This is a genomic window from Streptomyces katrae, assembly GCF_000717655.1.
GTDB classification, from domain to species: Bacteria; Actinomycetota; Actinomycetes; order Streptomycetales; family Streptomycetaceae; genus Streptomyces; species Streptomyces katrae_B.
This window is the reverse complement of sequence record NZ_JNZY01000014.1, coordinates 159,996-186,213: the sequence shown is the minus strand read 5'-3', so window position 1 is coordinate 186,213 and position 26,218 is coordinate 159,996. Positions and strand designations below refer to the sequence as shown.

Sequence of the window (26,218 nt, the reverse complement as noted above, 5' to 3'; positions counted from 1 at the left end):
GGCGGCTGGATCAGCCCTGAGGGCGCACTTCCGCTTCCATTTCCGATTCCGCTTGCGGCTGCTGAGGCCTCGACGCGGCTGTCGCCGGCTCTGCTGCTCCCGGCCCGGCCGGCGCGGCGAACGGGACGACGGCGACCGTGACGTTGTCGTGGCCGCCCCCGTCGAGGGCGTGCCCCACCAGGACCTGCGCACTGTGCAGGGGGCGGGCGGCGGCGTCCGCGGGCAGGACCTGGGCCATGTCCTGGGCGGACTCTGCGTAGTTCCACAGCCCGTCGGTGCAGACGACCACGACGCCCGCGTGGTCCGGCTTGAAGGTGGCGGTGTGCGGCTCCAGGTCGTACGCGTCGGCCCCGAGCCAGCCGGTGATGGCGTGGGCGCGGACGTCGGCGTAGGCCTCGGCCTCGCCCATCAGCCCGGCCGCGACCATCTGGGCCGCCCAGGAGTCGTCCTCGGTGAGGCGGCGCGGCAGGGCGTCGCGGTCGTCGGGGACCCAGTACGCGCGGCTGTCGCCGACCCATCCGATGGTCAGCAGGCCGCCGCTGACGACGGCGCCGACCAGGGTGCAGGCGGGGGCGTTCTGCGCGCCGGGGACCTCCGGGGCCAGGGCGTTCACGGCGGAGGCCGCGGCCAGGATGGCGTCGTGCATGGCCTCCTGCGGGTGGGCGCCGCGCGGGAGGGCTTCGAGCAGGGCCTCGTTGGCGGCGCCGGCCGCGGCGGCCGATGCCTCGTCGGGGCGGCTGGCGGAGGAGACGCCGTCGCAGACGATGGCCACGGTGGCGGCCGAGCCGTCGGGCAGGGCAGTGGCCGCGACCGCGAACGAGTCCTCGTTGCGGTGGTGGCGCAGCCCCCGGTCGCTGACGGCGGCGACGCTGCCGAGCTCCTCCTCGAGGTGGTCCCGCTCCCGGGGCTGGGCGTGACCGCAGTGCTCGCAGTAGCCGTCGGTGTCGACCCGCCCGGCCCGGCAGGCCACGCAGGTCTTCCCGCCGTCGGCGGCCGCGGGACCACTGCCCTGCGGGCTGCCGGAGGCGTACGGGTCCTCGTGCGCGGGGCCGGCGGCGCCGTACGCGGCTTCGGCCGCGCCCCAGGGGGCCCCGTCGGGAGGGGTGGGGGTGCTGCCGGGCCGGTCGTGGCGGATCTCGCCCCCGGCCGCCGGATCGGGCACGCCGCCGTACGCCGGCCCGGGCGCCCCGTACGAGGGCCCCTGCGGCGGTACGGGCGCGGCCTCGGCTACGGGCGCGGCGACCGGCGGGGCGACGGGCTCCGCGACCAGGCGCGCGGCGGCGGCCGGGTCGGGGGCCGGCCGTGCGGCCGCCTCCGCGCCGGGCTCGGCGGCCGGATCCGCATCCGCCGATGCGGACCAGCCGGCGGAGTCGCCGACCAGCGTGGGCGCCGCACCGGCCGCGACACTGCCCCACCCGGGCGCGGGCTCCGCGAGGGCGTACCCGCCGGCCGGTCCCGCCGGGAGCGGCGGGATCGGCCGGGTCGGGTTGTCCCGGGACACGGGCGGGGGCGCGGCGGACACGGGGGAGCCGCAGACTCCGCAGAAACGGTCACCCTCCTCGAGGGGCTCCGCGCAGCTGGGGCAGCCAGACGGCCGATGCATCGACATCACTCACACCCACGTCCGGGGACGGAAACGGTTTGCCCGCTCCACCAGTTCGATCCTGTCCTCGCCCCGCTGCGCCAGCCGCGCGAGTACGCGGTACGAGCGCTCCAGGCCGAAGCGCAGGCCCCGCTCGTCCAGTTGACTGCCGAGCAGCGAGGTCCGACCGGGGTCGGAACCCCGGCTACCCGACAGTACCCAGTCCAGGGCCGAGCCCAGAACCTCCGTCGACAGCCGCTCGTGGCGCACCGCGTCCAGGCCGAACCGCTCCAGGGCCTCCACCTGCGCGGCAGCGGCCGCCAGATCCGGCAGCAGCGCCTCCTCGGGAGACCGGTCGCGCAGGCGTGCCCGTACCGCCGCCACTCGTGCGGCGGTGTAGTGGATCGACGCCTCGGGCACGGACTCCAGCGTGCGCACCGCCCCGGCCCGGTCGCCCGCGGCGAGCTGGACGCGGGCCAGCCCGAAGGCCGCGCTCACGAATCCCGGGTCGGTGATCCAGACCAGCCGGTAGTACTCGGCGGCGTTGTCCAGCTGGCCCAGGACCTCCGCGCACAGGCCCAGCGCCAGCTTCGGCGCGGGCTCGCCCGGGAAGGCGTCGTAGATGGCGTCGAAGGACAGGGCCGCTATCTCGTCCTCGCCGGTGGCCAGCGAGGCGATCCCGCGGGCCCACACCACCCGCCAGTCGTCCGGATGCCGGGCCTCCAGGTCGGTCAGGGCGCTGCCGGCCGCGGCGAGTTCGCCGAGCTCCAGGCGGGCCCGCAGCTCGCGCAGCCGCAGTTCCGCCGAGTCGGCGGGCGCCGAGTGCAGGGCGCCCAGGAGGTCGCCCGGTGCGGAGGCCAGCAGTCCGGCCAGGAAGCCGGCGTTCGGGTCGCCCGCGGCCACCAGCGGCACCGGCAGGGCGAGCGCCATGCCCCTCGCGTCCAGCGGGGCCAGTCCCGCGGGATGGACGGCCGGTACGGGCACCGCCACCGGTCCGCCCGCCACGGGACCCGCCCCCGTCGTGTGCCGGCCGGGCGGCACCGGGGCCTGGCGCGCGGCCGGGACGGTACCCGCGGGCGCCGCTGCGGCGACCGGGCCGCCGACCCGGTGCGTCGCGGTGGTCCCGAGCGGCGCCGCGAGGGCAGCCACCCCCGGCGTCCCCGCAGGGGCGTGGGCCACGGCACCCGCCGGAGCGGGCGGCAGGCCCGGCGGCCCCGGCCTGCGCCCGAGCCTGCGTACCGCGGCGGGAGCCGGCAGCGTCCGTGCGCCCAGCCGGGACACCTCGGCCCCGGCCGCGTCGGCGAACAGCCGGGTGTCCGGCACCCGGAGCTCGGGCCCGAAGAGCGTGGACACCTGCGGCCGCGGCTGGCCGGTCTGCAGGGCGACGACCTCCCGCAGCACGCCCGTCAGCTGGTCCGCCATCTCCTGCGCCGACGAGAAGCGGCGGTCCGGATCCGGGTCGGTCGCCCGGACCAGCAGCCGGTAGAAGGACTCGTACCGCCCGAACACCTCGATGTGCTCCGGGTCCGGCAGCGAATCCACGAACACGTTCGTGTAGCCCTGGAAGTCGAAGGTCAGGACGGCCAGCGTCCGCGCCACCGTGTACAGGTCGGAGGCGACCGACGGGCCGAGCTCCGCCACCTCCGGCGCCTGGTAGCCCACCGTGCCGTAGATGGCCGACTCCTCGTCGTCCATCCGGCGCACCGCGCCCATGTCGATCAGCTTCAGCTGGTCCTGCTGCTGGATCGCATTGTCGACCTTGAAGTCGCAGTACAGCAGGTTGCGGCTGTGCAGGTGCCCGAGCGCCTCCAGCGCCTCGATGCCGTACGCACAGGCCTGCTCCACCGGCAGCGGATCGCGGCGCCCGTCCGGCCGCCGCCGCTCGTTCGCTATCTCCTTCAGCGATTTGCCGCCGACGTACTCCATGACGATGTACCCGTCCAGCGAGCCGGTCCGCTGGTCCAGGTGCTCCACGAAGTTGTAGATCCGCACGATGTTGGAGTGCTCGATCTCCGCGAGGAAGCGCCGCTCCGAGATCGCCGCGGCCATCGCGTCCTGGTCCCCGGTGTCCAGCAGGCCCTTGAGCACCACCCACCGGTCCGACACGGCCCGGTCCACCGCCAGGTACACCCAGCCGAGACCGCCGTGCGCCAGGCAGCCCGCCACCTCGTACTGGCCGTGCACGACCTCTCCCGCGCGCAGCTTGGGCACGAAGGAGTACGGGTGGCCGCACTTGGTGCAGAAGCCCTCGGTCCGGCCCGGCCGGTCCCCGCGGGCCCGGCCCACCGGAGCCCCGCAGTCCGAGCGCGAGCAGAACCGCTTGCGCTCCGGCACCTCCGGGTTCTCCAGCACCGCCGCCGAGGGATCCGGACGCGGCACCTCCGGGACGTTGACCAGCCCGGCGCCCAGCCGGCTGCGCCCCGAGGGCCCGGTCGCCGAACCCGAACTGCGCACGGACACCGAGCGGGTGGACGCGGCGCCCGACAGGGAGCGCGAGAGCCGGCCCGACACCGAGCGCCGGGAGGACGACGAACGCGAGGACCGCGAGGAGCGCGCCGAGGCCGATGTCGACCCCGACCGGCCCGACCGGGCCGAACCGTGCGAGCCCTGGGAACCCTGCGAGCCCCGGGAGTCGCCGTGCCGGGCCGCGCTCGTCATCCCCGTCGGCGGCGAGACCAGCTCCTCCGCGCCCGCGGCGACGGCGCCGACCGGCGCCAGACCGCAGGTGTCGCAGTACAGCCCGCCGTCGCCCATGTCCTCGTACGACCCCGGGCAGCCGGGGCGAACGCACGCGGTTCCGACCAGACTCATGCGTCCTCCTCCCCCGGCCCCTCGGGCCGGTACCGCGGCTGCGGCGGTGCCAGTGCCTCGGCCGTCGCCTGTTGGTAGCGCAGCACGGCCTGCTCGGCGGCCCGCAGATCGCAGGGCGCGCTCCACAGCATCCGCCGCGCCGTGTCGTACCGCTCGATCAGGAGCGGATCCTCCGCCATCCCGTGCCGGGCCACCTTCGCCTTGTACGCGTCCAACCGCCCGCGCAGTTCGGCCCGTACCGCCAGGGGAGCCGTCACTGCCGTCAACGATTCGCGGGCCCGGCGCAGTTCCTCCTCGGCCCGCTCCTCCAGCGATTCCAGCAGCGGCGAGAGCCGGTGCCACTGTGCCTGGCGCCGGTACTCGGCCGCCGCCGCCAGCTGCTCCTGCAGCGCCGTCGGCGGCCCGCTGACCACGGGAACCTCCGACGCCGCGATCTTCGCCAGCACCTCGCCGCGCGCGGTCCGCGCCTCCGCCAGCGTCCGGTCGGCCCGCGAGAGCACGTCCCGCAGGCTGATCAGCCGCTGTTCGGCGTCCTGCCGTACGGCCAGGACCGCCTCGATCTCCCGGCGTACGTCCTCCAGTGCGACCGCGGCCCGGTCGTAGCGGGTGGTGTCCGGACGGCCGCCGCCGGGCGCGGAGCTCCCCGCGACCGGCACCCAGAACGCCAGCGGATCCGCGATCACCTGCGCCCGCAGCCCGGTCAGCTCGGCGGTGATGGCCTCCAGGTCGTCGCCCGAGGGGTGCTCACCCGGGCGGACCCCCACGGAGTGGGCCAGCGAGCGGGTGCGGTGCAGTTCGGCCGCGAGCAGGTCGATACGGGCGGGCAGCGCCGACCACACCGAGTCGGCGGCCACCACCACGTCCAGCGAGCTGGCGTACAGCTCGTTCATCCGGGCCACCAGCTCGGCGAGCGACAGCCGCTCCGCCAGCGCCGCGCCCTCCGCCGCGGCCCCGGCGATCAGCACCCCGGGCCCGCGCAGCCGCTCGGTCAGCTCGATCAGCTCCTCGCGGCCCGGCCAGCGGCGCCGCTCACGGATCTCCCGGGCAGCGCCCAGCGCCCCGCTGTAGGCGTCGAAGTACGTCCACAGCCGGCTGATGGCGGCGTCGGCCTCGGCCCACCGCTCCTTGGTGACGCCGGTCAGCCCGGCCCCTTCCAGCAGCCGGCGCCCGGCGTGGTCCTGGAGGGCGAGCAGCGAGGTCTCGACGGCCTCGTGCTCCGCGCCGAGCCGGGCCAGGGCGCGGTCGACGTCGTCCCGGTCCATCACTGCCGACTGCGCTTCCAAAGACCCCGCCTCCGCTTTCCTGACATCGGGCTCCGACTCTGCCACCTGCCTCAGCCGTCCCGGTACTTCGGCGCGGGCGGTCCGGCCACTCCGGGCAGGACGGGCTTGAGGTGCGTCACGTAGGCCTGCATCCAGGGGCTGTTGTCACCGCCGGCGCGGTAGTCCTCCAGCACCTTGTTGACCCGGCGCACCAGGTCGGAGGCGTCCTTGTTCATGGCGACCCCGTAGAACTCCTTGGTGAACGGGGAGCCGACGAGGCGCACCGACGGGTCCTGCGCGGCCTGGCCGGCCGCGAGCGCGTTGTCCGTGATGATGCCGTCCACCTCGCCCAGCTGGAGCCGGACCAGGCAGTCGAGCTGGTTGGGCACGCTGACCGGGACCGAGCCGTACGGCTGGGCCTTGAGCGCCGCCTCGGCCGTGGAGCCGGCCGCGGTGCAGACCCGGCGGCCGTTCAGCGAGGCGTCGTACCCGGTGATCGGCGAGCCCTTGGGCGCGAGGACCTGCTGCCCGGCCTCGAAGTACGCCGTCGAGAACGCGACGTCCTCCAGCCGCTTGCAGTTGATCGTCATGGTCCGCACGACGACGTCGACGCGGCCGTCCTGGAGGGCGGGGACGCGCTGGCTGGTGGGGATGGCCCGGTAGATGACCGCGTTCTCGTCGCCCAGGATGTCCTTTGCGATGGCCTTGACCAGGGCGATGTCGAACCCGTCGAGGCGGCCGTCGACCGGGTTGCGGTAGCCCCACTTGAAGCTGTTCTGGTCCACGCCCGCGACGAGTTTGCCCGCCTTGCGGATCCGTTCGATGGCCGGCCCGTCCACGCCGGACGGCCGCAGGCTGGCCTCCGGGTCCTGGCAGGTGTCGGTGAGCGACCAGGGCGCCGGGGCGGCCGCCATCGAGGCGGGCTCGCGGACCAGGGCCGGGTGGCCGGTGTCCGGGGCGGCATGGGCCAGCGGCAGCAGGACGGCCGCGGCCGTCACCGCGCAGGCGGCGGCCATGGCGCTGACCCCGCCCCAGCCGCGCAGCCGCCCCGCCGGCCGGCGCCGGCCGGTTCCGTCGTCGCGGCGCTCGTCGTGGCTCTCGTCGTGGGACTTCACGCGTATCCGCATCGCTGTCACCTGTACTCCGAAAGCCGGCGCCCGATGCCGAGCAGCGCCGCCGCGGCGCCGATGACCGCGAGGGCCGCCGAACCCGTCACCAAACCGCCCAGCGCCCCGAGCCCGCCCCGGGCCGCCCGGGTGAACTCCTTCTGCTCATGGGCCACTGCCTGTTCCAGGGACTCGTCCACCGTGTCGAACGAGGCCCCGCTGCTGTCCTTGTGGTCCTTGTCCCCGATGACCTGGGGCAAAGCGTCCTGGTAGTCGCCGCGCAAGTCGGTCTCCCGGGCCGCCGCGTGCCGCTGCTTCCACTGCTTGACACCTTCCGCGGCGCGACCGACCGGGTCCCGTCCGCTGCTGTCGTCGGCCAGTTTCAGCGCCCTCGCCAGCCCGGTGTCCAGCTCCTTCATCTCGGTCGTGAAGTCCACGTCGTACTTGTCGGACTTGTTGTCCGCGGCGAGTACGGCGCCCCGCGCGATCAGCGTGAGGTTCTCACTGGCGCGCGCCTGGAGCGAGGCGATCCGCGCATCGTTCAGCACCTTCAGCGACTCCTGCCCGTCCGATCTGGCCTCCGCCAGCTCCGACCGGGCGACCGTGTGCCCCACGGCCAGCCACATCAGCACCACCAGCGAGGCGGCCGTCGCCGCCACGAGACCGTGGTTGAAGACCCGGTTCGTCCGCCGGTAGTTGCGGCGCTGCGCCCACGCCAGCGCGCCGAGCGCGAGCAGGCCCGTGGCGAGCGAGGCCAGCGGCAGCGAGCGGGCGTCGTCGTAGTCCGTGTAGAGCCGGTCCGTCTCCGCCTCGTACAGCCGCTGCGCGGCGGGCAGCAGCTGGGTGCTCATCTGCTCGTTGGCGTACCGCAGATAGGCGCCGCCCAGCGGCAGGCCCTGCTTGTTCGTGGCCCGCGCCTGCTCGATCAGGCCCGTGTAGCGGGGCAGCTGCTCGCTCAGCAGCGCGATCTGCTTGCGGGAGTCCTCGTCCGCCCTGGTGTTGGCGGCTGCGCTCACCAGCAGCTTCGAGGCGTTGGAGATGTCCTTCTCGTACCGCCGGCGGACCTCCCGCGGCTCGTCGCCGCCGGCCAGGAAGCCGCTGGAGGAGGCCGTGTCGGCGTCCGCGAGCGAACGGTAGATGCTCGCCGCGTCCGCGCTCAGCGGCTGGCTGCGGCCCACCACGTCCTCGGCGGCGCCGACCCGGCCGGAGATCTCCAGGACGGTCACCGCGCCGAACAGCAGTACCAGCGCGGCCAGGACCGCCCCGATGATCCGCAGCCGGCCGGGCTCGGTCGTCGCGGCCGCGCGCAGCCGCTCCACGCCCTCGGCCCAGGCCGTACCGGGCCGGGGAGGCGCCTGCGGCGGACCCGCGGGCGGGACGGCGACACCGCCCCCGGGCGCGGGCGCGCGTGATGTGATGGCCACCGTGACCTCCCCCTTGGTCCTCTGCTCCGCAGCAGTATGGCCGTAGTGACGGTCATCCACAGCACCCGGTGCCGGATCTTGGGTGATCCACCCCCCTGTGCGCGCGCCGACCCCACCCCTTCACCGTGAATACGACCCCACGGCCGCCACGGTTCCAGAACCGGGCCCTCCCGGGGCGGGTTCACCCGAAATGGGCACGGAGTTTTCCATGCGCCTCGGGCAGGGCGTCGAGCGCGTCCAGCCCCAGCAGACCGGCGCCCAGCACCGGCGGGGCCGCGACCACCGACACCCGGGCCCGCGGGGCCCGCCGCGCCAGCCCGGCCGCGATCAGCTCGTCCAACTGCCGATGACCGGCCGTCAGCACCCCGCCGCCGAGCAGCACCGGAGCCTCCTCGTCCAGCAGGTCCAGCCGGGCCAGCGCCACCGACGCCAGCGCCACCACCTCGTCCGCCTGCCGCTCCACGATCGCCGACGCCACCTGATCGCCCGCCGCGGCCACCGCGAACAGCACCGGCACCAGCTCGTGGGTCCGCCACTGCGCCAGGGCCCCCAGGTGCAGCGCCTCGATCAGCTCGGCCATCGAAGCGAGCCCGAAGTGCCCCGGCAGGGCCGCCGCCAGCTCCGTCGGCCCGCCGCGGCCGTCCTCCGCCCGCGCCGCCCACCACAGGGCCTCCGCGGCCAGACCGGCCCCGCCGCCCCAGTCCCCGGAGATCTGCCCGAGGGCCGGGAAGCGGGCCGTGCGCCCGTCGGGCAGCATCCCCACGCAGTTGATGCCCGCCCCGCACACCACCGCGACCCCGCGCGGCGGGCCGCCCGCGCAGAGCCCGGCCCGCAGGATCGCGAAGGTGTCGTTGAACACCCGGGTCGCCGCCCCCCAGCCGCGCGCCCCGACCGCGTCCGCGAGCTGCCGCTCCTCCACCGGGAGATCGGCGTTGGCCAGACAGGCCGAGACCTGGTCGGCGTACGGCGTACCGGGCTCCGGCAGGGGCAGCTCCGCCGCCTCGGCGGCCGCCGCGACCGCCTGCGCCAGTACGTCCACCGCCGCCTCGACGCCGGTGCGCTGCGGCTGGAAGCCGCCGGAGCGCCCGGTGCCGAGGACCGTGCCGTCCGCGGCGATCAGTGCCGCGTCCGTCTTGCTGTTGCCCGCGTCGACGGCCAGGACGGCGGCGGACCGTGCGGGACGAGTGGGACGGGCGGGACCCGTGGGGTGGGCGGGAGGGTTCACGCCCATGCCAGGTGCTCCTTGTTGTGCGCGAGGAGCCGGTCGGTCAGCCCCTCGGCGAGGTCGAACTGGCCGACCAGCGGGTGGGCCAGCAGCGCCTTGAACACCCGTTCGCGGCCGCCTCGTACGGCCGCGTCCAGCGCCAGGTCCTCGTACGCCGTGACGTGCGCGACGAGTCCGGCGTACAGCGGGTCGAGCCGCGCCGCGGCCAGCGGCACCGGGCCGGACCGGTCCACCCGGGCCTGCACCTCGATCACCGCGTCGTCCGGGAGGAACGGCAGCGTCCCGTCGTTCCGCGTGTTGACCACCTGCAGTGCCGCCGGGCCCGGGCCGCCGTCGCCCAGCAGCGCCGCCGCCAGGTCCACGGCCGCCTCCGAGTAGAAGGCCCCGCCCCGCTCGGCCAGCAGTCCCGGCTTCTCGTCCAGCGCCGGATCGGCGTACAGGGCGAGCAGCTCCTTCTCCATCGCGGCCACCTCGGCGGCCCGCGAGGGCTTCGTGCCCAGCTCGCGCACCACGGCGTCGTGCGCGTAGAAGTACCGCAGGTAGTACGAGGGCACGACGCCGAGGCGGTCCAGTACCGCGCGCGGCAGTCGCAGGTCCGCGGCGAGGGCCTCCCCGTGCTCGGCGAGCAGCCGCGGCAGCAGGTCCTCGCCGTCCGGGCCGCCCTTGCGCACGCCCAGCTCCCAGGTGAGGTGGTTGAGCCCGACGTGGTCCAGGTGGATGTCGGCCGGGGCCAGCTCCAGCAGCGCCGCGAACTTCCGCTGGAAGCCGATGGCGACGTTGCACAGCCCGACCGCCTTGTGCCCGGCCTGCAGCAGGGCGCGCGTGACGATCCCGACCGGGTTCGTGAAGTCGATGATCCAGGCGTCCGGGTTGGCCCGCCGGACCCGCTCGGCGATGTCCAGCACCACCGGGACCGTCCGCAGCGCCTTGGCGAGCCCGCCCGCGCCCGTGGTCTCCTGCCCGACGCAGCCGCACTCCAGCGGCCACGTCTCGTCCTGCAGCCGGGCCGCCTGCCCGCCGATGCGCAGCTGGAGCAGCACCGCGTCGGCGCCCTCGACGCCCGCGTCGAGATCGGCGGTGGTGGTGACCCGCCCCGGGTGCCCCTGCCTGGCGAAGATCCGCCGGGCCAGCGCACCGATCAGCTCCAGCCGCTCGGTGGCGGGGTCGATGAGCACCAGCTCGCCGATCGGCAGGGTGTCGCGCAGCCGCGCGAAGCCGTCGATCAGTTCGGGGGTGTAGGTGGAACCGCCGCCCACCACTGCGAGTTTCATGGTCACTAGCCTTTCACTCCCGTCAGTGTGACGCCCTCGACGAACGCCTTCTGGGCGAAGAAGAAGAGGACGATCACCGGCGCCATGACCAGCACGGTTGCGGCCATGGTGAGGTTCCAGTTGGTGTGGTGCGCCCCCTTGAAGGACTCCAGTCCGTAGCTGAGCGTCCAGGCAGCGGGGTTGTCCGAGGCGTAGATCTGCGGGCCGAAGTAGTCGTTCCAGGCGCAGAAGAACTGGAACAGCGCGACGGCGGCGATGCCCGGCCTGGCCATCGGTACGACGACGCGCAGCAGGGTGCGGACCTCGCCGCAGCCGTCGACCTTGGCCGCGTCCAGGTACTCGTCCGGGATCGTCAGCAGGAACTGGCGGAGCAGGAAGATGGAGAACGCGTCGCCGAACGCCATCGGGATGATCAGCGGCCACAGCGTGCCGGACAGGTCCAGCTGCTTCGCCCAGAAGAGGTACATCGGGATGACCACCACCTGTGGCGGCAGCATCATCATGGCGATCACCAGCAGCAGCGAGAGCCGCCGCCCGCGGAAGCGGAACTTGGCGAGGGCGTACGCGACGGGCACCGAGGAGACCACGGTCAGCAGCGTGCCCAGCCCCGCGTACAGCAGGGTGTTGCGCCACCAGGTCAGGAAGCCGGGGGTGTCCCAGACCTTGGCGTAGTTGCCCCATTCCCAGGTGTCGGGCACCAGGTCGCGGGTCAGCGCCTGCTGGTCGCTCATCAGGGAGGTCAGGAGCAGGAAGACGAAGGGGAGGACGAAGAACAGGGCGGCCGCGACGCCGAGGGCGTGCACCCCGACCCAGTGGAGGACGGCCTTGCGGTTTCGGCGCATGCTCAGTCACCTGCTCCGATCAGCCCGCCGCGGCGGCGCATCAGGAGTGCGGTGAAGGCCATGGAGAGGGCGAAGAGGACCAGCGCGACGACACACGCGGTGCCGTAGTCGAAGCGCTGGAAACCGACGTTGTAGACGACCTGGGGGAGGGTCAGCGTGGACTTGTCGGGGTAGCCCGGCTCGAACTGCTGGCCCGAACCCCCGATGACGCCCGCGGCGACCTTCCCCGCCACCAGGGGCTGCGTGTAGGACTGCATGGCCTGGATGACCCCGGTGACCACCGCGAACAGGATGATCGGCGAGATGTTCGGCAGGGTGATGTGGCGGAACCGCTGCCAGGGGCCGGCCCCGTCCAGCTCGGCGGCCTCGTACTGCTCCTTCGGTACGTCGAGCAGCGCGGCCATGAAGATGACCATCAGGTCGCCGATCCCCCACAGGGCGAGGAGGGTCAGCGCGGGCTTGGACCAGTCGGCGTCGGTGAACCAGCCGGGGGTGGGCAGGCCGGTCCCCTCCAGCAGGGTGTTGACCGGCCCGGTGCCGGGGTTGAGCAGGAAGACGAAGGCCAGCGTCGCCGCCACCGGCGGGGCCAGGTAGGGCAGGTAGAACAGGGTCCGGAAGAGCCCCGCCCCCGTCTTGATCCTCGTGATGAGCAGGCCGGTGCCGAGGCCGAAGACGACCCGGCTGAGGACCATCACCACGACCAGCCACAGGGTGTTGCGCATGGCCGGCCAGAACAGCGGATAGTCCGAGAAGACGTACGTCCAGTTGTCCAGGCCGTTGAAGACGGGAGGGCGGAAGCCGTCGTACTTCGTGAAGGAGAAGTACACGGTGGAGACGAGCGGGTACGCGAAGAAGACGGCGAACCCGATCAGCCAGGGCGACATGAAGGCCGCGGTCCGCAGGGCGGAGCGCCGGCGCTTCGCCCGCAGGGCGGGTGCGGTGGGGAGGGTGCCTGTGCTCGGCAGCGCGGCGGTCATCGGGGGCTACTTCGCCTTCGCGATGTCCGTGTCGATCTGCTGGTCGGTCTTGGCGAGGCCGGCCGGGATGTCGGCGACGTCGCCCTTCTCGACCGCGTACGCGAGGTCCTGGAAGGTCAGCTGGTAGGTGCCGCCGTCTGCCTGGGCCGGGGTGGTGTTCGACCTCGGGTGCCGGGCGATGTCGAGGAAGGTCTTGAACTCCGGGGTGACCTGGAGGTTCGGCGACTCCAGGGCGGCCAGGGTGGAGGGCACGTTGTGGATGGCGTTGGCGAACGCCACGACCGCCTCGGTGTCGGTGGTCATGTACTTCACCAGCTCCCAGGAGGCGTTCTGCTTCTTGCTGCCCGAGGCGATGCCCATGATCGTGCCGGAGAGGTATCCCTTGCCGTAGTCGGCGACCTGGTCGTCCGGCACCGGCAGCGGCGCGGTCCCGATCTCGAACGCGACCCCTGCCTCCTTGGCCATCGCGGCCCGCCACTCGCCGTCGATCTGCATGGCGACCTGGCCCTTGTGGAAGGGGTGCTCGGCGCTCCACTCGTCGCCGAAGGTGCTGCGGAACTTCTCGAGCTTCTCGTAGCCGCCGAGCTTGGCCACCAGGTCCTTCTGTGCGTTCAGCATGCTCGCGAAGCCCGGGTCCTTGGCCAGGCTGGCCTTCCCGTCGGCGCCGAAGTACTTCGGGCTCCACTGCGCGGCCAGGCGCATGGGGGTGGTCTCGTAACCGTGGTAGGTCGGCATGATGCCGAGCTGGTCGTACGAGTCCCCGCTGGACTTGGTCAGCTTCTGTGCGACCTCGGTGAACTGGCTCCAGGTCTTCGGGGGTTCGGTGATGCCCGCGGCCTTGAAGGCGTCCTTGTTGTAGACGAGGCCGTACGCGTCGTTCAGCAGCGGCAGCGTGCACTGGTTGCCGTTGAACTGGGTGTACTCCAGCAGGGTCTTGGGGAAGACCTGCGCCTTGTCGACGCCCGACTTGCGGAGGAAGGGGTTCAGGTCGGCGAAGGCGCCGGAGTTGCAGAACTTGCCGACGCTGTCGGTGGTGAAGGAGGAGACCACGTCGGGGGCCTTGTCCCCGCCGGCCCGGAGCGCCTGGTTGATCTTGTCGTCGGTCATGTTGCCCGTGACCTTGACCTTGATGTTCGGGTGCGCCTTCTCGAACCTGGCGATGTTCTCCTCGATCGCCTTGGCCTCGCTCGGCGCGGACCAGCCGTGCCAGAAGTTGAGCGTGACCTCCTTGTCCGGGTCGTCGGCGGCCGCGTTGCCGCTCTGGCCCGTACACGCGGAGGCCAGGACGGATATCGCGGCGACGGCGGTGGCCGCGGCGGTCAGACGGCTGTTTCTGGGCATGGCGGTGCTCGCTCTCTGCGGGAGGAACTTCCGGAGATGTGCCAGGGGACGCGACGACGGGCTTCGGTGACGCAGGTGGTGCCGGGGGGAGCCGATGGGGCGGGAGGTGCTGGTCGTACGTACGGGGAAGCGGGCCGGGCCGGGCCGGTCAGCGGCGCGAGGTGTCGAAGACCTCGTCGCGGGTGACGGCGAGGGCGCTCTCGAGTGCGCCGCGCAGTACGGGCCGCTCGCGCACCGTGCCCGACACCAGGCGCGGCCGGGAGGGGGCGAGATCGGCGAGCTCGGCCTCGACGAGCTCGCGCAGCACGTCCCCGCCGGCGGCGGTCACCGCGCCGGAGAGGACCACGATCTCGGGGTCCAGTACGGCGACCAGCGCGGCGAGACCGGTGGCCAGCGCGGTGGCGTACTGCTGCAGGAGCCCCAGGTTCGCCCCCTCGGGATCCCCGGCGGCCCGCGCCAGCAGCGCGGCCGCCGCGCCGACCGGCGTCTGCGCCTCGGCCCCGGGCGGCATCCCGATGCCCAGCGCAGCCGCCATCCCGGGCAGCGCCTCCACGCCGGCCAGCGCCTGGTAGCCGCCGGAGTTGACCCGGGCGACCTGCCGGACCAGGGGGTGGCCCGGCACGGGCAGGAACCCGACCTCCCCCGCGCCGCCGGTCCAGCCGCGGTGCAGCCGGCCGCCGAGTACCAGGGCGGCGCCGAGACCCTCCTCGTTCCACAGCAGGACGAAGTCCCCGTGGCCGCGTGCCGCGCCCAGGCGCTGCTCGGCGACCGCGGCGAGGTTCACGTCGTTCTCGTACCCGACCGGCATCGGCAGGGCCGCCGCCAGCTCTTCGAGGAGGGTGGGGGAGTGCCAGCCGGGGAGGTGCTCGGCGTAGCGCAGCGCCCCGGTGCGCGGGTCGAAGGACCCCGGGGTGGCGATGACGACGCGGTGGATGTCGCAGCGCCCGAGCCCGGCGTCCTCGACGGCCCCGCCGAGGGCGCGGGTGACCCGGTCGACGGCCCCGGTGCCCTCGGCGTACGGGAGCTCGTGGCTGCCGATCACCTCGCCGGTGAGATCGGCGACCGCCGCGACGATGCCGCCCGGGGTGACGTCCAGTCCGGCGACGTGGGCGGCGCGGGGGTTGACCCCGTACAGCTGGGCGTTGGGTCCGGGGCGGCCGCCGGCGGTGCCGGTGGCCACGACCAGCCCGGCGGCTTCGAGGCGGGCCAGCAGCTGGGAGGCGGTGGGCTTGGAGAGCCCGGTGAGCCGGCCGATCCGGGTCCGGGACAGGGGCCCGTGCTCCAGCAGCAGGTCCAGCGCCGCGCGGTCGTTCATGGCGCGCAGCAGGCTGGGCGTTCCGGGGGTGGTGCCGGTCATGAGCACTCTCTCCGTCGTCGGCTCACGCCGTGGTCAGAAACTGTTAGGTAAGTTTCCTATCGGCGTTTGAGCTGTGTCAATGCCGCTGCCCCCGCAGAAATGAACCTGCGGGGGCAGCGGTGTGGTGCGGGAGGTGGCAGGGAGGGAGGGGCGAAGGGCTACTTGCTGATCCGGGGCGTGCCGACGGCCGGTGCCGGGATCGGGGCGGTGGCCAGGGACTGCGGGGAGGCGGGGTTCGCGAGCGCCGACGGGGGCGCCACGGCGGCCGACGGGTCTGCCGGGGCCTCGTCCTCCTCGCCGTCGCCGGCCGGCAGACCGCCGATGATCCGGATGCCGGCGTCGTCGAAGGCCTCCTTGATCCGCCAGCGCAGCTCGCGCTCCACGGCGAACTGCTGGCCCGGCATCGTCTTCGCGGAGATCTTCACCGTCATCGACGCCAGCAGCACCTCGTCCAGGCCCAGCACCTCCACCGGGCCCCACAGGCGTTCGTCCCACGGGGACTCCTTGGCCATGCCGTCCGCGACGTGCTTGACCACCTCGCGGACGCGGGTCAGGCTCTCCGACGGCTTGACCTGGACGGCCACGCCCGCGGTCGCCCAGCCCTGGCTGAGGTTGCCGATCCGCTTGATCTCGCCGTTGCGGACGTACCAGATCTCGCCGTTGTCCCCGCGCAGCTTGGTGACGCGCAGACCGACCTCGACGACCTCGCCGGAGGCCACCCCCGCGTCGATCTTGTCGCCGACGCCGTACTGGTCCTCGAGGATCATGAACACGCCGGACAGGAAGTCCGTCACCAGGTTCCGCGCACCGAAGCCGATCGCGACACCGGCCACACCGGCACTCGCGAGCAGCGGGCCGAGGTTGATGCCCAGAGCCCCGAGCACCATCAGCCCGGCCGTGCCCAGGATCAGGAACGAGGCCACCGAACGCAGGACCGAACCGATCGCCTCGGAGCGCTGGCGCCGGCGCTCCGCGTTGACGAGGAGCCCGCCGAGTGCCATGCCCTCAACGGCCTCCGCTCCCCGGTTCATCCGCGTTATCAGCTTGGTCAGCGACTTGCGGACCAGCGAGCGCAGGGCTGCGGCGATCACCAGGATCAGCAGGATCTTCAGGCCGAGGTACAGCCATCCGGCCCAGTTCGCCTCGACGAAGCTGGCGGCGTTCGTGACGCTCTCGTGGGCCTCCTTGACCGAAGCGGCCGGGTCCGGGGTGTCGGCTGCCAGGGGCAGCAGGGCGGCAGGCCAGGGCACGACGGGAACCTCCAGGTGTAGCGGTCTGCCCGCGGAAGGGGTGTAGGGGGCAGGCCATCCACACTAACGGGGCAATCGGGTGACCCCGTTGCAGTGTTCGAGGGAGAGACCGGACTCACCTGGGGATGAAGCGGGTGTGGTTGAAAACACCTCGGACCCGTTACGGGCGCGTGGTGGCGCTTCGACCAGCCGTAAGGAGAGACTGGAGAGCAGATCGTCCCGGCGCGAGCCACGCGCCGCCGGCGTACAAGGAGGCAGTCCGTGCCGCACGTCCTGGTCCTCAACGCGTCGTACGAGCCGCTCGGCGTCGTACCGCTCCGCCGCGCGCTCGTCCTCGTCCTGGAGAACAAAGCTGTCTCCCTTGAGGAATCCGGCGCCTTTCTGCACAGCGCGACGAGAGTCGTCCCCGCGCCCAGCGTGGTCCGGCTCAAGCGTTTCGTGCGGGTCCCCTACCGGGGGCCCGTTCCTCTCACCCGCCGCGCGCTGTTCGCCCGCGACGGCGGCCGCTGCATGTACTGCGGCGGGGTCGCCACCAGTGTCGATCACGTGATCCCGCGCAGCCGGGGTGGGCAGCACGTGTGGGACAACGTGGTCGCCGCATGCCGGCGGTGCAACCACGTCAAGGCGGACCGGCACCTGCTGGAGCTGGGCTGGCGGCTGCGGCACCAGCCGGCTCCGCCGTCGGGGCTGGCCTGGCGGATCATCGGCACGGGCCACCGGGATCCGCGCTGGATGCCGTACCTCCAGCCGTACGGCGCGGAGGACGCCCTGGACCGCATCGGCGCGGCAGCCTCCTGACCGCCCCGGCCCGGGGGCCCGGCCCCCGGGCCGGGCCCCCTACGGCGTGACCGCGTACGCCTCCGCCGCGAAGAGGCTGCAGCCGAAGCGGGTCGCGCGCTTGTCGCAGGTGACGCGGACGAAGCGGGCCGGGGCCGGCGCGTCCAGGCGGACCGTCTCCAGGCCGCCGCGGGACGCCGGGACCGTCGCCGCCGGTTGCCACGTGACGCCGTCCGGGGAGGTCTCCACCCGGTACGCCGACGGGTACGCCTCCTGCCAGTGCAGGACCAGCCTGCCGATCCGGGCCGCCGCCGGGAGCTCCGCCTGCCACCACGCGCCGTCGACCGGCTTGGACGACCAGCGCGTGGTCGGGGAGCCGTCCACCGCCGCCGAGGCCGGGAACGCCGGGGTCTCGTCCCCCGACGACGAGGCACGCGCCGAACGGAACAGGTCCGGCCCGCCCGTACGCGGGACGGCGCGCACGGTCAGCGTCCGGGTCTGCCCCGCGAACGTGACCGGCACCGGATAGCTGCCCGCCGCGGTGCCCGCCGGGACCGTCACCGACACCGGGACCGTGACCCGCGTACCCCGCGGAGCAGCGGCCTCCGCGGGGAGTTTCACCTCGACGCCCTGTGGCGCCGCCGCCGAGAGCGGCCCCCGGGCCCCGCCGGCGCTCAGTGCCGACAGCTGCGCCGGCACCACCTGCGCGGCCCCGCCGATCTCCACGTCCAAGGCCTCCGGCAGCTCGAACGAGGCCGACGGCCCGTCCGCCAGCCACGGCACCACCTGGTGCACCGCCGGAGCCGGCCCCGCCCACGACAGCCGCACCGCGTCCGCACCCAGGCCGCCGACGTCCGCCTGTGTCCAGCCCGACGCCGAGGCCTCCGCGACCTTGCGCCAGCCCTCGCCCGGCACGTGCGCCTCCACCGCCGCGCCCCGGACCCCCGGCGGCAGCGGGTCCGTCATCACGGTCACCACCGACACCGGCCGCACCGTGTCCAGCCGGACCGTGTACGAGTCCGGCTCCCGGGACACCGTGCCCGGCGTGCGGGCCGCTCCGGTCCACGCGTCCGCCTCGGCCACCGCCCGTGCGAGGAAGGGGTCCAGTACGGTCTGGTCCAGCCGGGCGGTTCCCGGCTCGGCCAGCGCCTTGCGGGCCGCCGACAGCTCCTGCGAGGCCCGCCACGCCGCCGCGCCGTCCCCGCGGGACTGGGCCCGCAGGAGATCCACCGCCAGCTCGCCCGCCGTTCCGTACGCCGACAGCCGCGCCAGCCACGGCCCGGCCTCGGCCGACAGCCCCGGCAGCCGTGCAGGCGCCTCCCGCAGGGCCGTGAACGCCGCCCGCAGCCGGTCGCCCGCCGCCGGGTCGCCCGAGCCGCGGCTGCGCCAGAACTCGTCCACCAGCGGGCGCAGGTACGCCGACTCCTGGTGGCCGAGGCCCGAGGAGGCCGTGTTCCCGGCCAGCGCGGCCAGGGACCGGCGGGCCGCCTGGTCCGGCCCGGCCAGGTCGCAGACCGCCGCCGCCCAGGACTCGCCCGGCCGGTAGCCGTTCGCGTTCCACGCGAAGTCGGCGGCCGTGAACAGCGGGATCCGCGCCAGGGTGCCCTGCTGCATCGCATTGGCCAGCAGGGCCGCCGAGCCGCCCGCCACCGCCGGCTCCCGGCCCGTGTACGGGCCGAGGAAGACCCGGCCCGGGTCCCAGTCGTTGACCGGGTAGTTGTCCATGGTGACGAGCGGGTGCTGCCCGAAGGCGCTGCGCGCCCCCTCGAGTTCTTTCCCGGTGATCGCGCGCGGCACCACGCCCACGCCCGTCCAGGCGACCTCCACCCGCCCGTCGAGCCGGCTCGCCAGGGCGGTCCGGTACGCGGTCGCGCCCTTCTGGTGGTACTCCGTCGGCATCAGCGACAGCGGCGCAGCGCCCGGATGCCGCGCGGCGAGGTGCGCCGCCAGCTCGCCCGCGACCTCCGCGTGCGCCTTCGCGGCCGCCGCCGGGCCCGTCCCGTACCGCACGCGGTCCGCCCGGCAGCCCCACTCGGTGTAGCTGACGTCCTGGAACTGCACCTGGAACGCGCGGAAGCCCAGGTCCCACATCGCGTCCAGCTTGCGCGCCAGCGCCGCCCGGTCGGCCGCCGAGGCCAGGCACATCGACTGCCCGGGGGCCACCGCCCAGGCCAGCACCACCCGGTTGGCGCGGGCCCGATCGGCCAGCGCCCGGAACTCGGCCTGCTGCGCCGCCGGGTAGTCCTCGCGCCAGCCGGTCGTACGGTACGGGTCGTCGCCGGGCGCGAGCAGCAGCCGGTTCTGCTTGGTCCGGCCCATGAAGTCCAGCTGTGCGAGCCGCTGGTCCTGCGTCCACGGCTGCCCGTAGAACCCCTCGGTGATCCCGCGTACGGGCGCGGTCGGCCAGTCCCGCACCACCACTCCGGGCACCTTCCCGCCGCCCGCCCCGGCCGGGGCCAGCAGCTGGCGCAGCGTCTGTGCCGCGTGGAACAGCCCGTCCTCACCCACGCCGGCCAGCGCGACCGTGTCACGGCCCGCGGCCTTGCCGACGGCCAGCCGGTAGCCCCCGTTCGGCAGGTCCGCGGCCCCGGCCGCCGCCGGGGCCGCGCCCAGCACCCGCAGGGCCTCCTGCGCGTCGGGGCCCTGCAGTCGTACGACGGTGCCCCGTTCGGGCAGCGGGGCCCCGGGGGCCGGTTCGTGCAGGGTCCGTACGCCCGCTGCGCGCAGGGCGGTGCGCACCAGCCCGACCGCGTACGGATCGGCGTCCGGCGCCGCCACCAGAACGGCCTCGGCGCCCAGCGGGACCTCGCGCGCCGCGTCGGCGGTCATCGACTGCGGCCGCGGCCACACGGCCGGCCCCTCGGCGGCCGCTCGCGGAGCGTCGGAGCCCGGGTCGAACGCGGGCCCAGGAGCAAGCCCCGTCGCGGGATCCGTGCCCGGCCCGGCGGCGGGCCCGGCGGCGGGCGCGGTGGCAGGCCCGGCGGCAGGTCCGTTCGCATGTCCGGGCGCAGTCCCGGTGGCAGGTCCGGCAGCGGGATCCGGCCCCGGGAGGGCCGGTGCGCTCGGCGCCGCGAACGCGGCGGGCGGGCCGGCGAACACCCCGCCGCCCAGCAGCGTCCCGATGACCGCCACCGCCGCCGCCGTCGCCCGCTTCCTGCTCCTGAGCTGCACGGAGCCTCCCCGTCCCGAGTCGTCACCCGCCCGTACGAATGACCCCGAGCCCACCACCCGTGCGGCCGGAGTGTCAATGCGGGCGGGCGTTCTGACCTGGATACGCAGGAATTGCGGCGGCGCCCGCGGGGTATGGCTGCGATGTTCCCGGCGGTGTTCCATGGCCCCTGACCCACCCTCACACCTCGTACGGACAAAGGAGCAACCGCCCGTGGACACCGCAACCGGCACCCCGCACACCGCCGCCGCACCGCGGCACACCCCACTGCTCGCCCACCTGCCCGCGCAGGCCGGGCCCGCCGAAGGACCCCTCACCAGCGAGCCCCCGCTCGCCGGTGCCGCCCACGCGCCGCTGACCAGCGAGCCCCCGCTCACCGACGAGGCCCCGCTGACGAGCGAGCCGACCCCACCCGCCGCGGCCGCTGCCGCAGGCGACTAGACACAGGGACACAGGTATTCACATGGACGACCTCGCCCGGCTCGCCTCCCTGCACGGCATCGCCACCACCTACCAGCCCGCCGAGGACGTCACCGTCCCGGTCCCGGAGGCCACCGTCAAGGCGCTCCTCGGGCTGCTGGGGGTCGTTGCCGACGACGCCGAGGACGTCCGGGTGAGCGCCGAGGACGCCGTACGGGAGGCGGCCGAGCGGCTGCTGCCGAGGACGGTGGTGCTCTGGCAGGGGGAACCCGTGCCGCCGGAGCCCGCCGGGCTGCCGCCGGGCACCCGGGTACGGGTGGCCGCCGAGGAGACGGGGGAGGAGCTCGCATGGGGCCCCGGACTGCCGCTCGGCGTCCACCGGCTCGCCGCCGAGACCCCCGACGGCCGCACCGGCGCCGCCACCCTGATCGTGGCCCCGGAGCGGGCCCCGGCCGCGCCCGAGCGGGCCCACGGGCTGCTCGTCCAGCTGTACTCGCTGCTCTCCGAGCACTCCTGGGGCATGGGCGACCTCGGCGACCTGGCCGCACTCGCCCGCTGGGCCGGCCGCACCCACGGAGTCGGGTTCATCCAGGTCAACCCGCTGCACGCGGCCGTGCCCGGGATCCCGACCGACCCCTCCCCGTACCGGCCCTCCACGCGCCGCTTCCCCGACCCGGTGCACCTGCGGATCGAGGACGTCCCCGAGTACGGTGACTGCCCTGATGCCGGCGCCCTCGCCGAACTCGCCGCCCGGGGCGGGGAGCTGCGCCGCGCGGTACTCGAGAAGGGGGCGCTGATCGACCGGGACGCCGTCTGGGCCCTCAAGCGCGCCGCCCTGGAACTGCTGTACGCGGTTCCCCGCACGCCCGAACGGGAGGCCGCCTACCGGGAGTTCCGTGCCGAACAGGGCGAGGCACTGGACCGGCACGCGGCCTGGTGCGCCGACCATGCCGGCGACGATCCGAGAAGCGGGGCCGACTTCCACCGCTGGCTGGTCTGGCTGACGGTCACCCAGCTCGCCGCGGCCCAGAGCGCGGCCCGCGAGGCCGGGATGGCGGTCGGCATCGTGCACGACCTGGCCGTCGGGGTGCACCCGAAGGGCTCGGACACCGCCGGCCCGCCCCTGTACGCGAACGGCGTGTGCGTCGGCGCCCCGCCGGACGCCTTCAACGCCCGCGGCCAGGACTGGGGGCTGCCGCCGTGGCGGCCCGACCGGCTGGAGGCCACCGGGTACGCGCCCTTCCGGGCCCTGCTGCGCGGGGTGTTCCGCTACGCCGGCGCCCTGCGCATCGACCACGTCATGGGCCTGTTCCGGCTCTGGTGGATCCCTGAGGGCACCCCGCCCGCCGACGGCGCGTACGTCTCGTACGACGGCGAGGCCATGCTCGCGGTCCTGGTGCTCGAGGCCCACCGGGCCGGAGCCCTGGTCATCGGCGAGGACCTCGGGACGGTGGAGCCGCGGGTCCGCCGGGCACTGGCCCGGCGCGGGGTGCTCGGCACCTCCGTGCTCTGGTTCGAACGGGACTGGGCGGGCGACGGGCAGCCGCTCGCCCCCGAGGCCTGGCGGGCCGACTGCCTGGCCACCGCCACCACCCACGACCTGCCGCCCACCGCCGCCAAGCTGGCCGGCGGCCACGTGGAACTGCGCGACCGGCTCGGCCTGCTGACCCGCCCGCTCGAGGAGGAGCGGGCCCAGGACGCCGCGGACACCGCCCGGTGGCTGGACGTGCTGGAGGGGCTCGGCCTGGACACCAAGGGCGAGGAGGCCGCCGTACGGGCCCTGTACGGCTTCCTGCTGCGCACCCCCGCCCGGCTGGTCGGCGTATGGCTGCCGGACGCGGTCGGGGACCGGCGGCCGCAGAACCTGCCGGGAACCTGGGACCAGTACCCCAATTGGCGGCTGCCGGTCGCGGACGCCGCGGGACGGCCGCTGACCCTGGAGGCGCTGGCCGCCTCGCCCCGGGCGAACGCCCTGCTGGGCGCGGTCCGGGAGGGGGCGCGTGCCCGTACGGCACCCCCGGGCGCGCGCCTCGTTTAGGTGTTCGCTACGTTTGCACCGTGGACAAGAAGAACGCCCTGCGCGCCGGCGCCGTCACGGCCGGATCGACGCTGATGATGCTGCTGATGACGTCTCCCGCGCTCGCGGTGACCCATGACGACGGCGACGACCCGGGCGCGGGCCTGAGCGTTGCCCAGACCCTCGGTCTGTACGTCGGCCTGCCGATCCTGCTGTTCCTGGTCATCGCGGGCCTCGTGATGGTCCTCGACAAGTCGGACAGGCCGCAGGCGCAGGGCTGACCCCGCGGGGGTAGCAACCCGTCAGAGACTTCCGGGGCGCCGGGGGTCCGCAGGACGATGCCTTGTCGGCGTCGGTGCGGACCCCCGGCGCCCCGTTGTGCGTTCCGGGCGCCGCCGGGCCGGGGGCGGGGGCACCTCCCGGCGGTGGCTGGGGGAGGGACTTCGACGACGCCCCCTAGACGCCGGCCATCAGCTTGCGGAGCAGGCCCGTCAGGACGGCGACCTCCTCGTCGTCCAGCCCGGTCAGCGCGGCGCGCTGTACCTCCAGCCCGGCGGCGACGGCCTCGTCGACGAGGGCGAGCCCGCGGTCGGTGATGGTCACCTGGAGCCCCCGCCGGTCGTGCGGATCGGGCTTGCGGCAGAGCAGGCCGGCCTTCTCCAGCTTGTCCAGGCGCCCGGTCATGCCCCCCGTCGTGAGCATGAGCGTGGCCGACAGCTGGCGTGGCGAGAGGGTGTACGGGGCGCCGGAGCGGCGCAGCGTGCCGATGACGTCGAACTCGCCGCGCGAGATCCCGTAGCGGGCGTAGGCCTTCTCGATCGCGTCACCCATGGCCCGGGAGATCCGGTAGATGCGGCCGAAGAGGGCCATGGGGGCGGTTTCCAGGTCCGGCCGTACTGCAGCCCACTGGTCGATGATCGCGTCGACGGCGTCCTTGTTGGCCTCGGTCATGCGCGAAGTATCCAGCCTTCCTCCGATCGTTCGCAAGAAAGTTGCTTGACGGAAAGTAGCTTAGAGGTAAGCTACTTTCCAGCAACCTACTTTGGGGAGGGGCCGTGGCCATGGCCAGGGAAGCAAGGGTGGCGGGGGAGCGGTCCCTGCTCGTCGGCGTCGGTGTCAGCGCGGTCGGGATCGGCATGTACGTCCCGTTCTCGCTCGTCTTCTTCCACCACGTCACCGGCCTCTCCTTCGCCCTCGTCGGCGTGGTCATGACCGCCACCGGCCTGGCCGGACTGGCGTTCATGCCGCTGGCCGGCTCGGCCGTCGACCGGTTCGGCGCCCGGCGGATCGTCCTGGTCCTCTACGCGCTGCGGGCGCTCGGCTTCGCGCTCTACCCGTTCGCCGGCTCGCTGCCCGCCTTCGCCGGCGTCGCGCTCGTCACCGCCCTGGCCGACCGGTCCTTCCCCGCCGTCCAGCAGTCCCTGATCGGGGAGGTGGCCCGCGGCGCCGCCCGGGACCGGCTCCAGGCCTCGCTGCGGGCCCTGCAGAACGCCGGGATGGGAGCCGGGGCCCTGATCGTCTCCGGAGTGCTGGCGCTGTGGGGGACGGCCGCCTTCACGTACACCGCCTGGGGCAACGCGCTCGCGTTCGCGCTCGCCGGACTGCTCGTGAGCCGGGTCCGCCCGGTGCAGGGCGGGCAGGACGCCGCCGCCGGCCGGCCTGCCGCCGGATACGGGACGGTCCTGCGCGACCGGCCCTTCCTCGCGCTGACCGCCGCCAACTTCCTCACCGCGCTGGGCTACGCGGCCCTGTCCGTGCTCTTCCCGCTGTACATCGCCACCTGGCTGCACGGGCCCGACTCCCTCACCGGGGCCGCGTTCACCGTCAACACCGCCCTGTGCGCCGGGATCGGCGTGCTCGTCGCGAGCCGGGTCCGCCGCTCGGGCGCCCGCCGCACCCGCTCGGCCGCCCTGGGCGCACTGCTCTTCGCCGCCGCCTTCGTCGGGCAGATCGTGCTCGGCACGCTGCGCCCCGGGCAGAGCGTGACCCTGGTCGCGCTGCTGGCCATCGTCGTCGTCTACACCCTGGGCGAGCTCGTGCACAGCCCGTCCGGCGGGGCCCTGTCCGTCTCCGCCGCCCCGGCGGCCGTACGAGGTCGCTACCTCGCCACCTACCAGCTGTCCTACTCGCTGGCCACCGCGCTGGCCCCCTCCCTCTTCACCGCCCTGCTCTCCGTCGACGGCCGCCTGCCCTGGGCCGTCCTCGCCACCGCCGCGGCCGGCGCCGCCCTGGCGCTGGTCCGGCTGGAGCGGCGGCTGCCGATCGAGGCCGTGTACGCCGAGCCGCCGGCCGTGGTGGCCGCGCGGACCCCGGCCGCCCCGGCGCAGGCCCCGGCCGGCTGAGCCGCCCGCCGGTGGTCCGGCTCCCTCCCTCCCGAGTTCCTCACCCGCCCGAGGAGTCACCTGCCATGAACCGTTTCGCCACCGTCGCCGTGACCGCACTCGCCCCGGTCTCCTGGGGCTCGACCTACGCCGTGACCACCGAACTGCTCCCGCCCGACCGGCCCCTGTTCACCGCGGTGATGCGGGCCCTGCCCGCCGGGCTGCTGCTCACGGCCCTGTCCCGCAGACTCCCGAGCGGGCAGTGGTGGTGGAAGTCCGCCGTCCTGGGCACGCTCAACATCGGCGCATTCTTCCCGCTGCTGTTCCTCTCCGCGTACCGGCTGCCCGGCGGAGTGGCGGCCGTACTGGGCTCCGCCGGCCCGCTGTTCGTCGTCGGACTCGCCGCCCTCGTCCTGGGGGAGCGGGCGCGGCTGCGGACCGTCCTCGCCGCCGTCGCGGGGGCGTTCGGCGTGAGCATGGTCGTCCTGACCGCCGAGGCCCGGCTGGACCTCGTCGGCATCGTCGCCGGTGTCGTCTCCTCCGCCTCCATGGCCGCGGGCACGGTCATGACCAAGCGCTGGGGGCGTCCGGACGGGGTCGGCCCGCTGGCCGTGGCCGGCTGGCAGCTCACCGCGGGCGGGCTGGTCATCATCCCCGTCGCGGCCCTGGCCGAGGGGGCGCCGCCCGCGCTCGACGGAAACGCCCTCCTCGGCTACGGCTACATGATGCTGATCAACACCGGTATCGCGTACTGGCTCTGGTTCCGCGGCATCGGCAGGCTCACCGCCACCTCGGTCACCCTGCTCGGCCCGCTCTCCCCGCTCAGCGCGGCCGTGATCGGCTGGGCGGCCCTCGGGCAGACGCTGTCGCCCGTGCAACTGGTGGGCATGGCAATCGCCTTCGGCGCCACCGTCGCGGGCCAGCTGTTCGCCGCCGCCCCGACCCCCGCGCAATCGTTCAGTTCTACTGAAAAGAATAATCGAAACATTTCGATGGACCTGACGGATGGCTCGATGCGACGGTAGATCCACGTCGGACGGACAGACCGTCGGACCAGCACCCGAGG

At 74.3% G+C, this 26,218-nt stretch carries 20 protein-coding genes; 6 read left to right on the top strand and 14 right to left on the bottom strand.

Annotation, left to right across the window (positions count from 1 at the left end):
- Positions 1-10: 10 nt before the first annotated feature.
- The 12 genes from IF09_RS46375 to IF09_RS0119360 form a co-directional block, all read right to left on the bottom strand.
- The gene (locus IF09_RS46375; RefSeq protein ID WP_199920455.1) at positions 11-1,609 is read right to left on the bottom strand and encodes a protein phosphatase 2C domain-containing protein; all 1,599 of its coding nucleotides are present in this window, start codon (positions 1,607-1,609) and stop codon (positions 11-13) included.
- A 3-nt stretch (positions 1,610-1,612) separates the two neighbouring features.
- Positions 1,613-4,393: a serine/threonine-protein kinase gene (locus IF09_RS0119410; protein ID WP_030297354.1), complete on the bottom strand. Its 2,781-nt coding sequence runs from the start codon at positions 4,391-4,393 to the stop codon at positions 1,613-1,615.
- The gene (locus IF09_RS0119405) at positions 4,390-5,655 is read right to left on the bottom strand and encodes a hypothetical protein (RefSeq protein ID WP_030297353.1); all 1,266 of its coding nucleotides are present in this window, start codon (positions 5,653-5,655) and stop codon (positions 4,390-4,392) included. The genes IF09_RS0119410 and IF09_RS0119405 overlap by 4 nt, the downstream gene beginning before the upstream one ends.
- A gap of 71 nt (positions 5,656-5,726) precedes the next feature.
- Entirely contained in the window at positions 5,727-6,782 is a 1,056-nt protein-coding gene (locus IF09_RS0119400; RefSeq protein WP_078613343.1) for a glutamate ABC transporter substrate-binding protein, read from the bottom strand.
- Between the two features lie 5 nt (positions 6,783-6,787).
- Positions 6,788-8,185 carry a hypothetical protein gene (locus tag IF09_RS0119395; RefSeq protein WP_418953059.1) on the bottom strand — a complete coding sequence of 466 codons (1,398 nt, stop codon included), beginning with the start codon at positions 8,183-8,185 and terminating at the stop codon, positions 6,788-6,790.
- Positions 8,186-8,366: 181 nt separating this feature from the next.
- Positions 8,367-9,416 (bottom strand): N-acetylglucosamine kinase, encoded by a 1,050-nt coding sequence (locus IF09_RS0119390; RefSeq protein WP_051832639.1) that lies wholly within the window; start codon positions 9,414-9,416, stop codon positions 8,367-8,369.
- Positions 9,407-10,681, bottom strand: a complete 1,275-nt coding sequence (locus IF09_RS0119385) for a 6-phospho-beta-glucosidase (protein ID WP_030297346.1) — start codon at positions 10,679-10,681, stop codon at positions 9,407-9,409. Before IF09_RS0119385 ends, IF09_RS0119390 begins: the two co-directional genes overlap by 10 nt.
- A 5-nt stretch (positions 10,682-10,686) precedes the next feature.
- A complete protein-coding gene (locus tag IF09_RS0119380) occupies positions 10,687-11,523 on the bottom strand; it encodes a carbohydrate ABC transporter permease (RefSeq protein WP_030297345.1) in 837 nt (278 codons plus the stop codon).
- A gap of 2 nt (positions 11,524-11,525) precedes the next feature.
- The gene (locus IF09_RS0119375) at positions 11,526-12,500 is read right to left on the bottom strand and encodes a carbohydrate ABC transporter permease (protein WP_030297344.1); all 975 of its coding nucleotides are present in this window, start codon (positions 12,498-12,500) and stop codon (positions 11,526-11,528) included.
- Between the two features lie 6 nt (positions 12,501-12,506).
- Positions 12,507-13,841, bottom strand: coding sequence for an ABC transporter substrate-binding protein (locus tag IF09_RS0119370; RefSeq protein ID WP_030297342.1), 1,335 nt, complete (start codon positions 13,839-13,841; stop codon positions 12,507-12,509).
- A 148-nt stretch (positions 13,842-13,989) separates the two neighbouring features.
- Positions 13,990-15,198 (bottom strand): ROK family transcriptional regulator, encoded by a 1,209-nt coding sequence (locus IF09_RS0119365; protein WP_030297341.1) that lies wholly within the window; start codon positions 15,196-15,198, stop codon positions 13,990-13,992.
- A 158-nt stretch (positions 15,199-15,356) separates the two neighbouring features.
- On the bottom strand, positions 15,357-16,448 hold the full coding sequence (locus tag IF09_RS0119360; RefSeq protein ID WP_199920454.1) for a mechanosensitive ion channel family protein: 1,092 nt from the start codon (positions 16,446-16,448) through the stop codon (positions 15,357-15,359).
- A gap of 261 nt (positions 16,449-16,709) precedes the next feature.
- On the opposite strand from IF09_RS0119360, the gene IF09_RS0119355 reads away from it, so the two are divergent.
- Entirely contained in the window at positions 16,710-17,246 is a 537-nt protein-coding gene (locus IF09_RS0119355) for an HNH endonuclease (protein ID WP_030297339.1), read from the top strand.
- Positions 17,247-17,285: 39 nt separating this feature from the next.
- On the opposite strand, the gene IF09_RS0119350 is transcribed toward IF09_RS0119355, so the two are convergent.
- Positions 17,286-20,396, bottom strand: a complete 3,111-nt coding sequence (locus IF09_RS0119350; RefSeq protein WP_030297335.1) for a beta-N-acetylglucosaminidase domain-containing protein — start codon at positions 20,394-20,396, stop codon at positions 17,286-17,288.
- A gap of 211 nt (positions 20,397-20,607) precedes the next feature.
- Between IF09_RS0119350 and IF09_RS40385 the strand changes: the two genes are divergently transcribed.
- Genes IF09_RS40385 through IF09_RS0119335 form a run of 3 tightly spaced genes read left to right on the top strand, consistent with a single transcriptional unit; the run spans position 20,608 to position 23,112 of the window.
- Entirely contained in the window at positions 20,608-20,835 is a 228-nt protein-coding gene (locus IF09_RS40385; RefSeq protein WP_051832637.1) for a hypothetical protein, read from the top strand.
- Between the two features lie 22 nt (positions 20,836-20,857).
- Entirely contained in the window at positions 20,858-22,852 is a 1,995-nt protein-coding gene (locus tag IF09_RS0119340; protein ID WP_030297334.1) for a 4-alpha-glucanotransferase, read from the top strand.
- 20 nt (positions 22,853-22,872) lie between these two features.
- Positions 22,873-23,112 (top strand): hypothetical protein, encoded by a 240-nt coding sequence (locus IF09_RS0119335; protein ID WP_030297332.1) that lies wholly within the window; start codon positions 22,873-22,875, stop codon positions 23,110-23,112.
- A gap of 175 nt (positions 23,113-23,287) precedes the next feature.
- Here IF09_RS0119335 and IF09_RS0119330 read toward each other — a convergent pair whose 3' ends face one another.
- Complete coding sequence (locus tag IF09_RS0119330; RefSeq protein WP_030297330.1) at positions 23,288-23,782, bottom strand: MarR family winged helix-turn-helix transcriptional regulator; 495 nt, start codon at positions 23,780-23,782, stop codon at positions 23,288-23,290.
- Between the two features lie 110 nt (positions 23,783-23,892).
- On the opposite strand from IF09_RS0119330, the gene IF09_RS0119325 reads away from it, so the two are divergent.
- The gene (locus IF09_RS0119325; protein WP_078613341.1) at positions 23,893-25,173 is read left to right on the top strand and encodes an MFS transporter; all 1,281 of its coding nucleotides are present in this window, start codon (positions 23,893-23,895) and stop codon (positions 25,171-25,173) included.
- 65 nt (positions 25,174-25,238) lie between these two features.
- Positions 25,239-26,177 carry an EamA family transporter gene (locus tag IF09_RS0119320; RefSeq protein ID WP_030297327.1) on the top strand — a complete coding sequence of 313 codons (939 nt, stop codon included), beginning with the start codon at positions 25,239-25,241 and terminating at the stop codon, positions 26,175-26,177.
- Positions 26,178-26,218 lie beyond the last annotated feature (41 nt).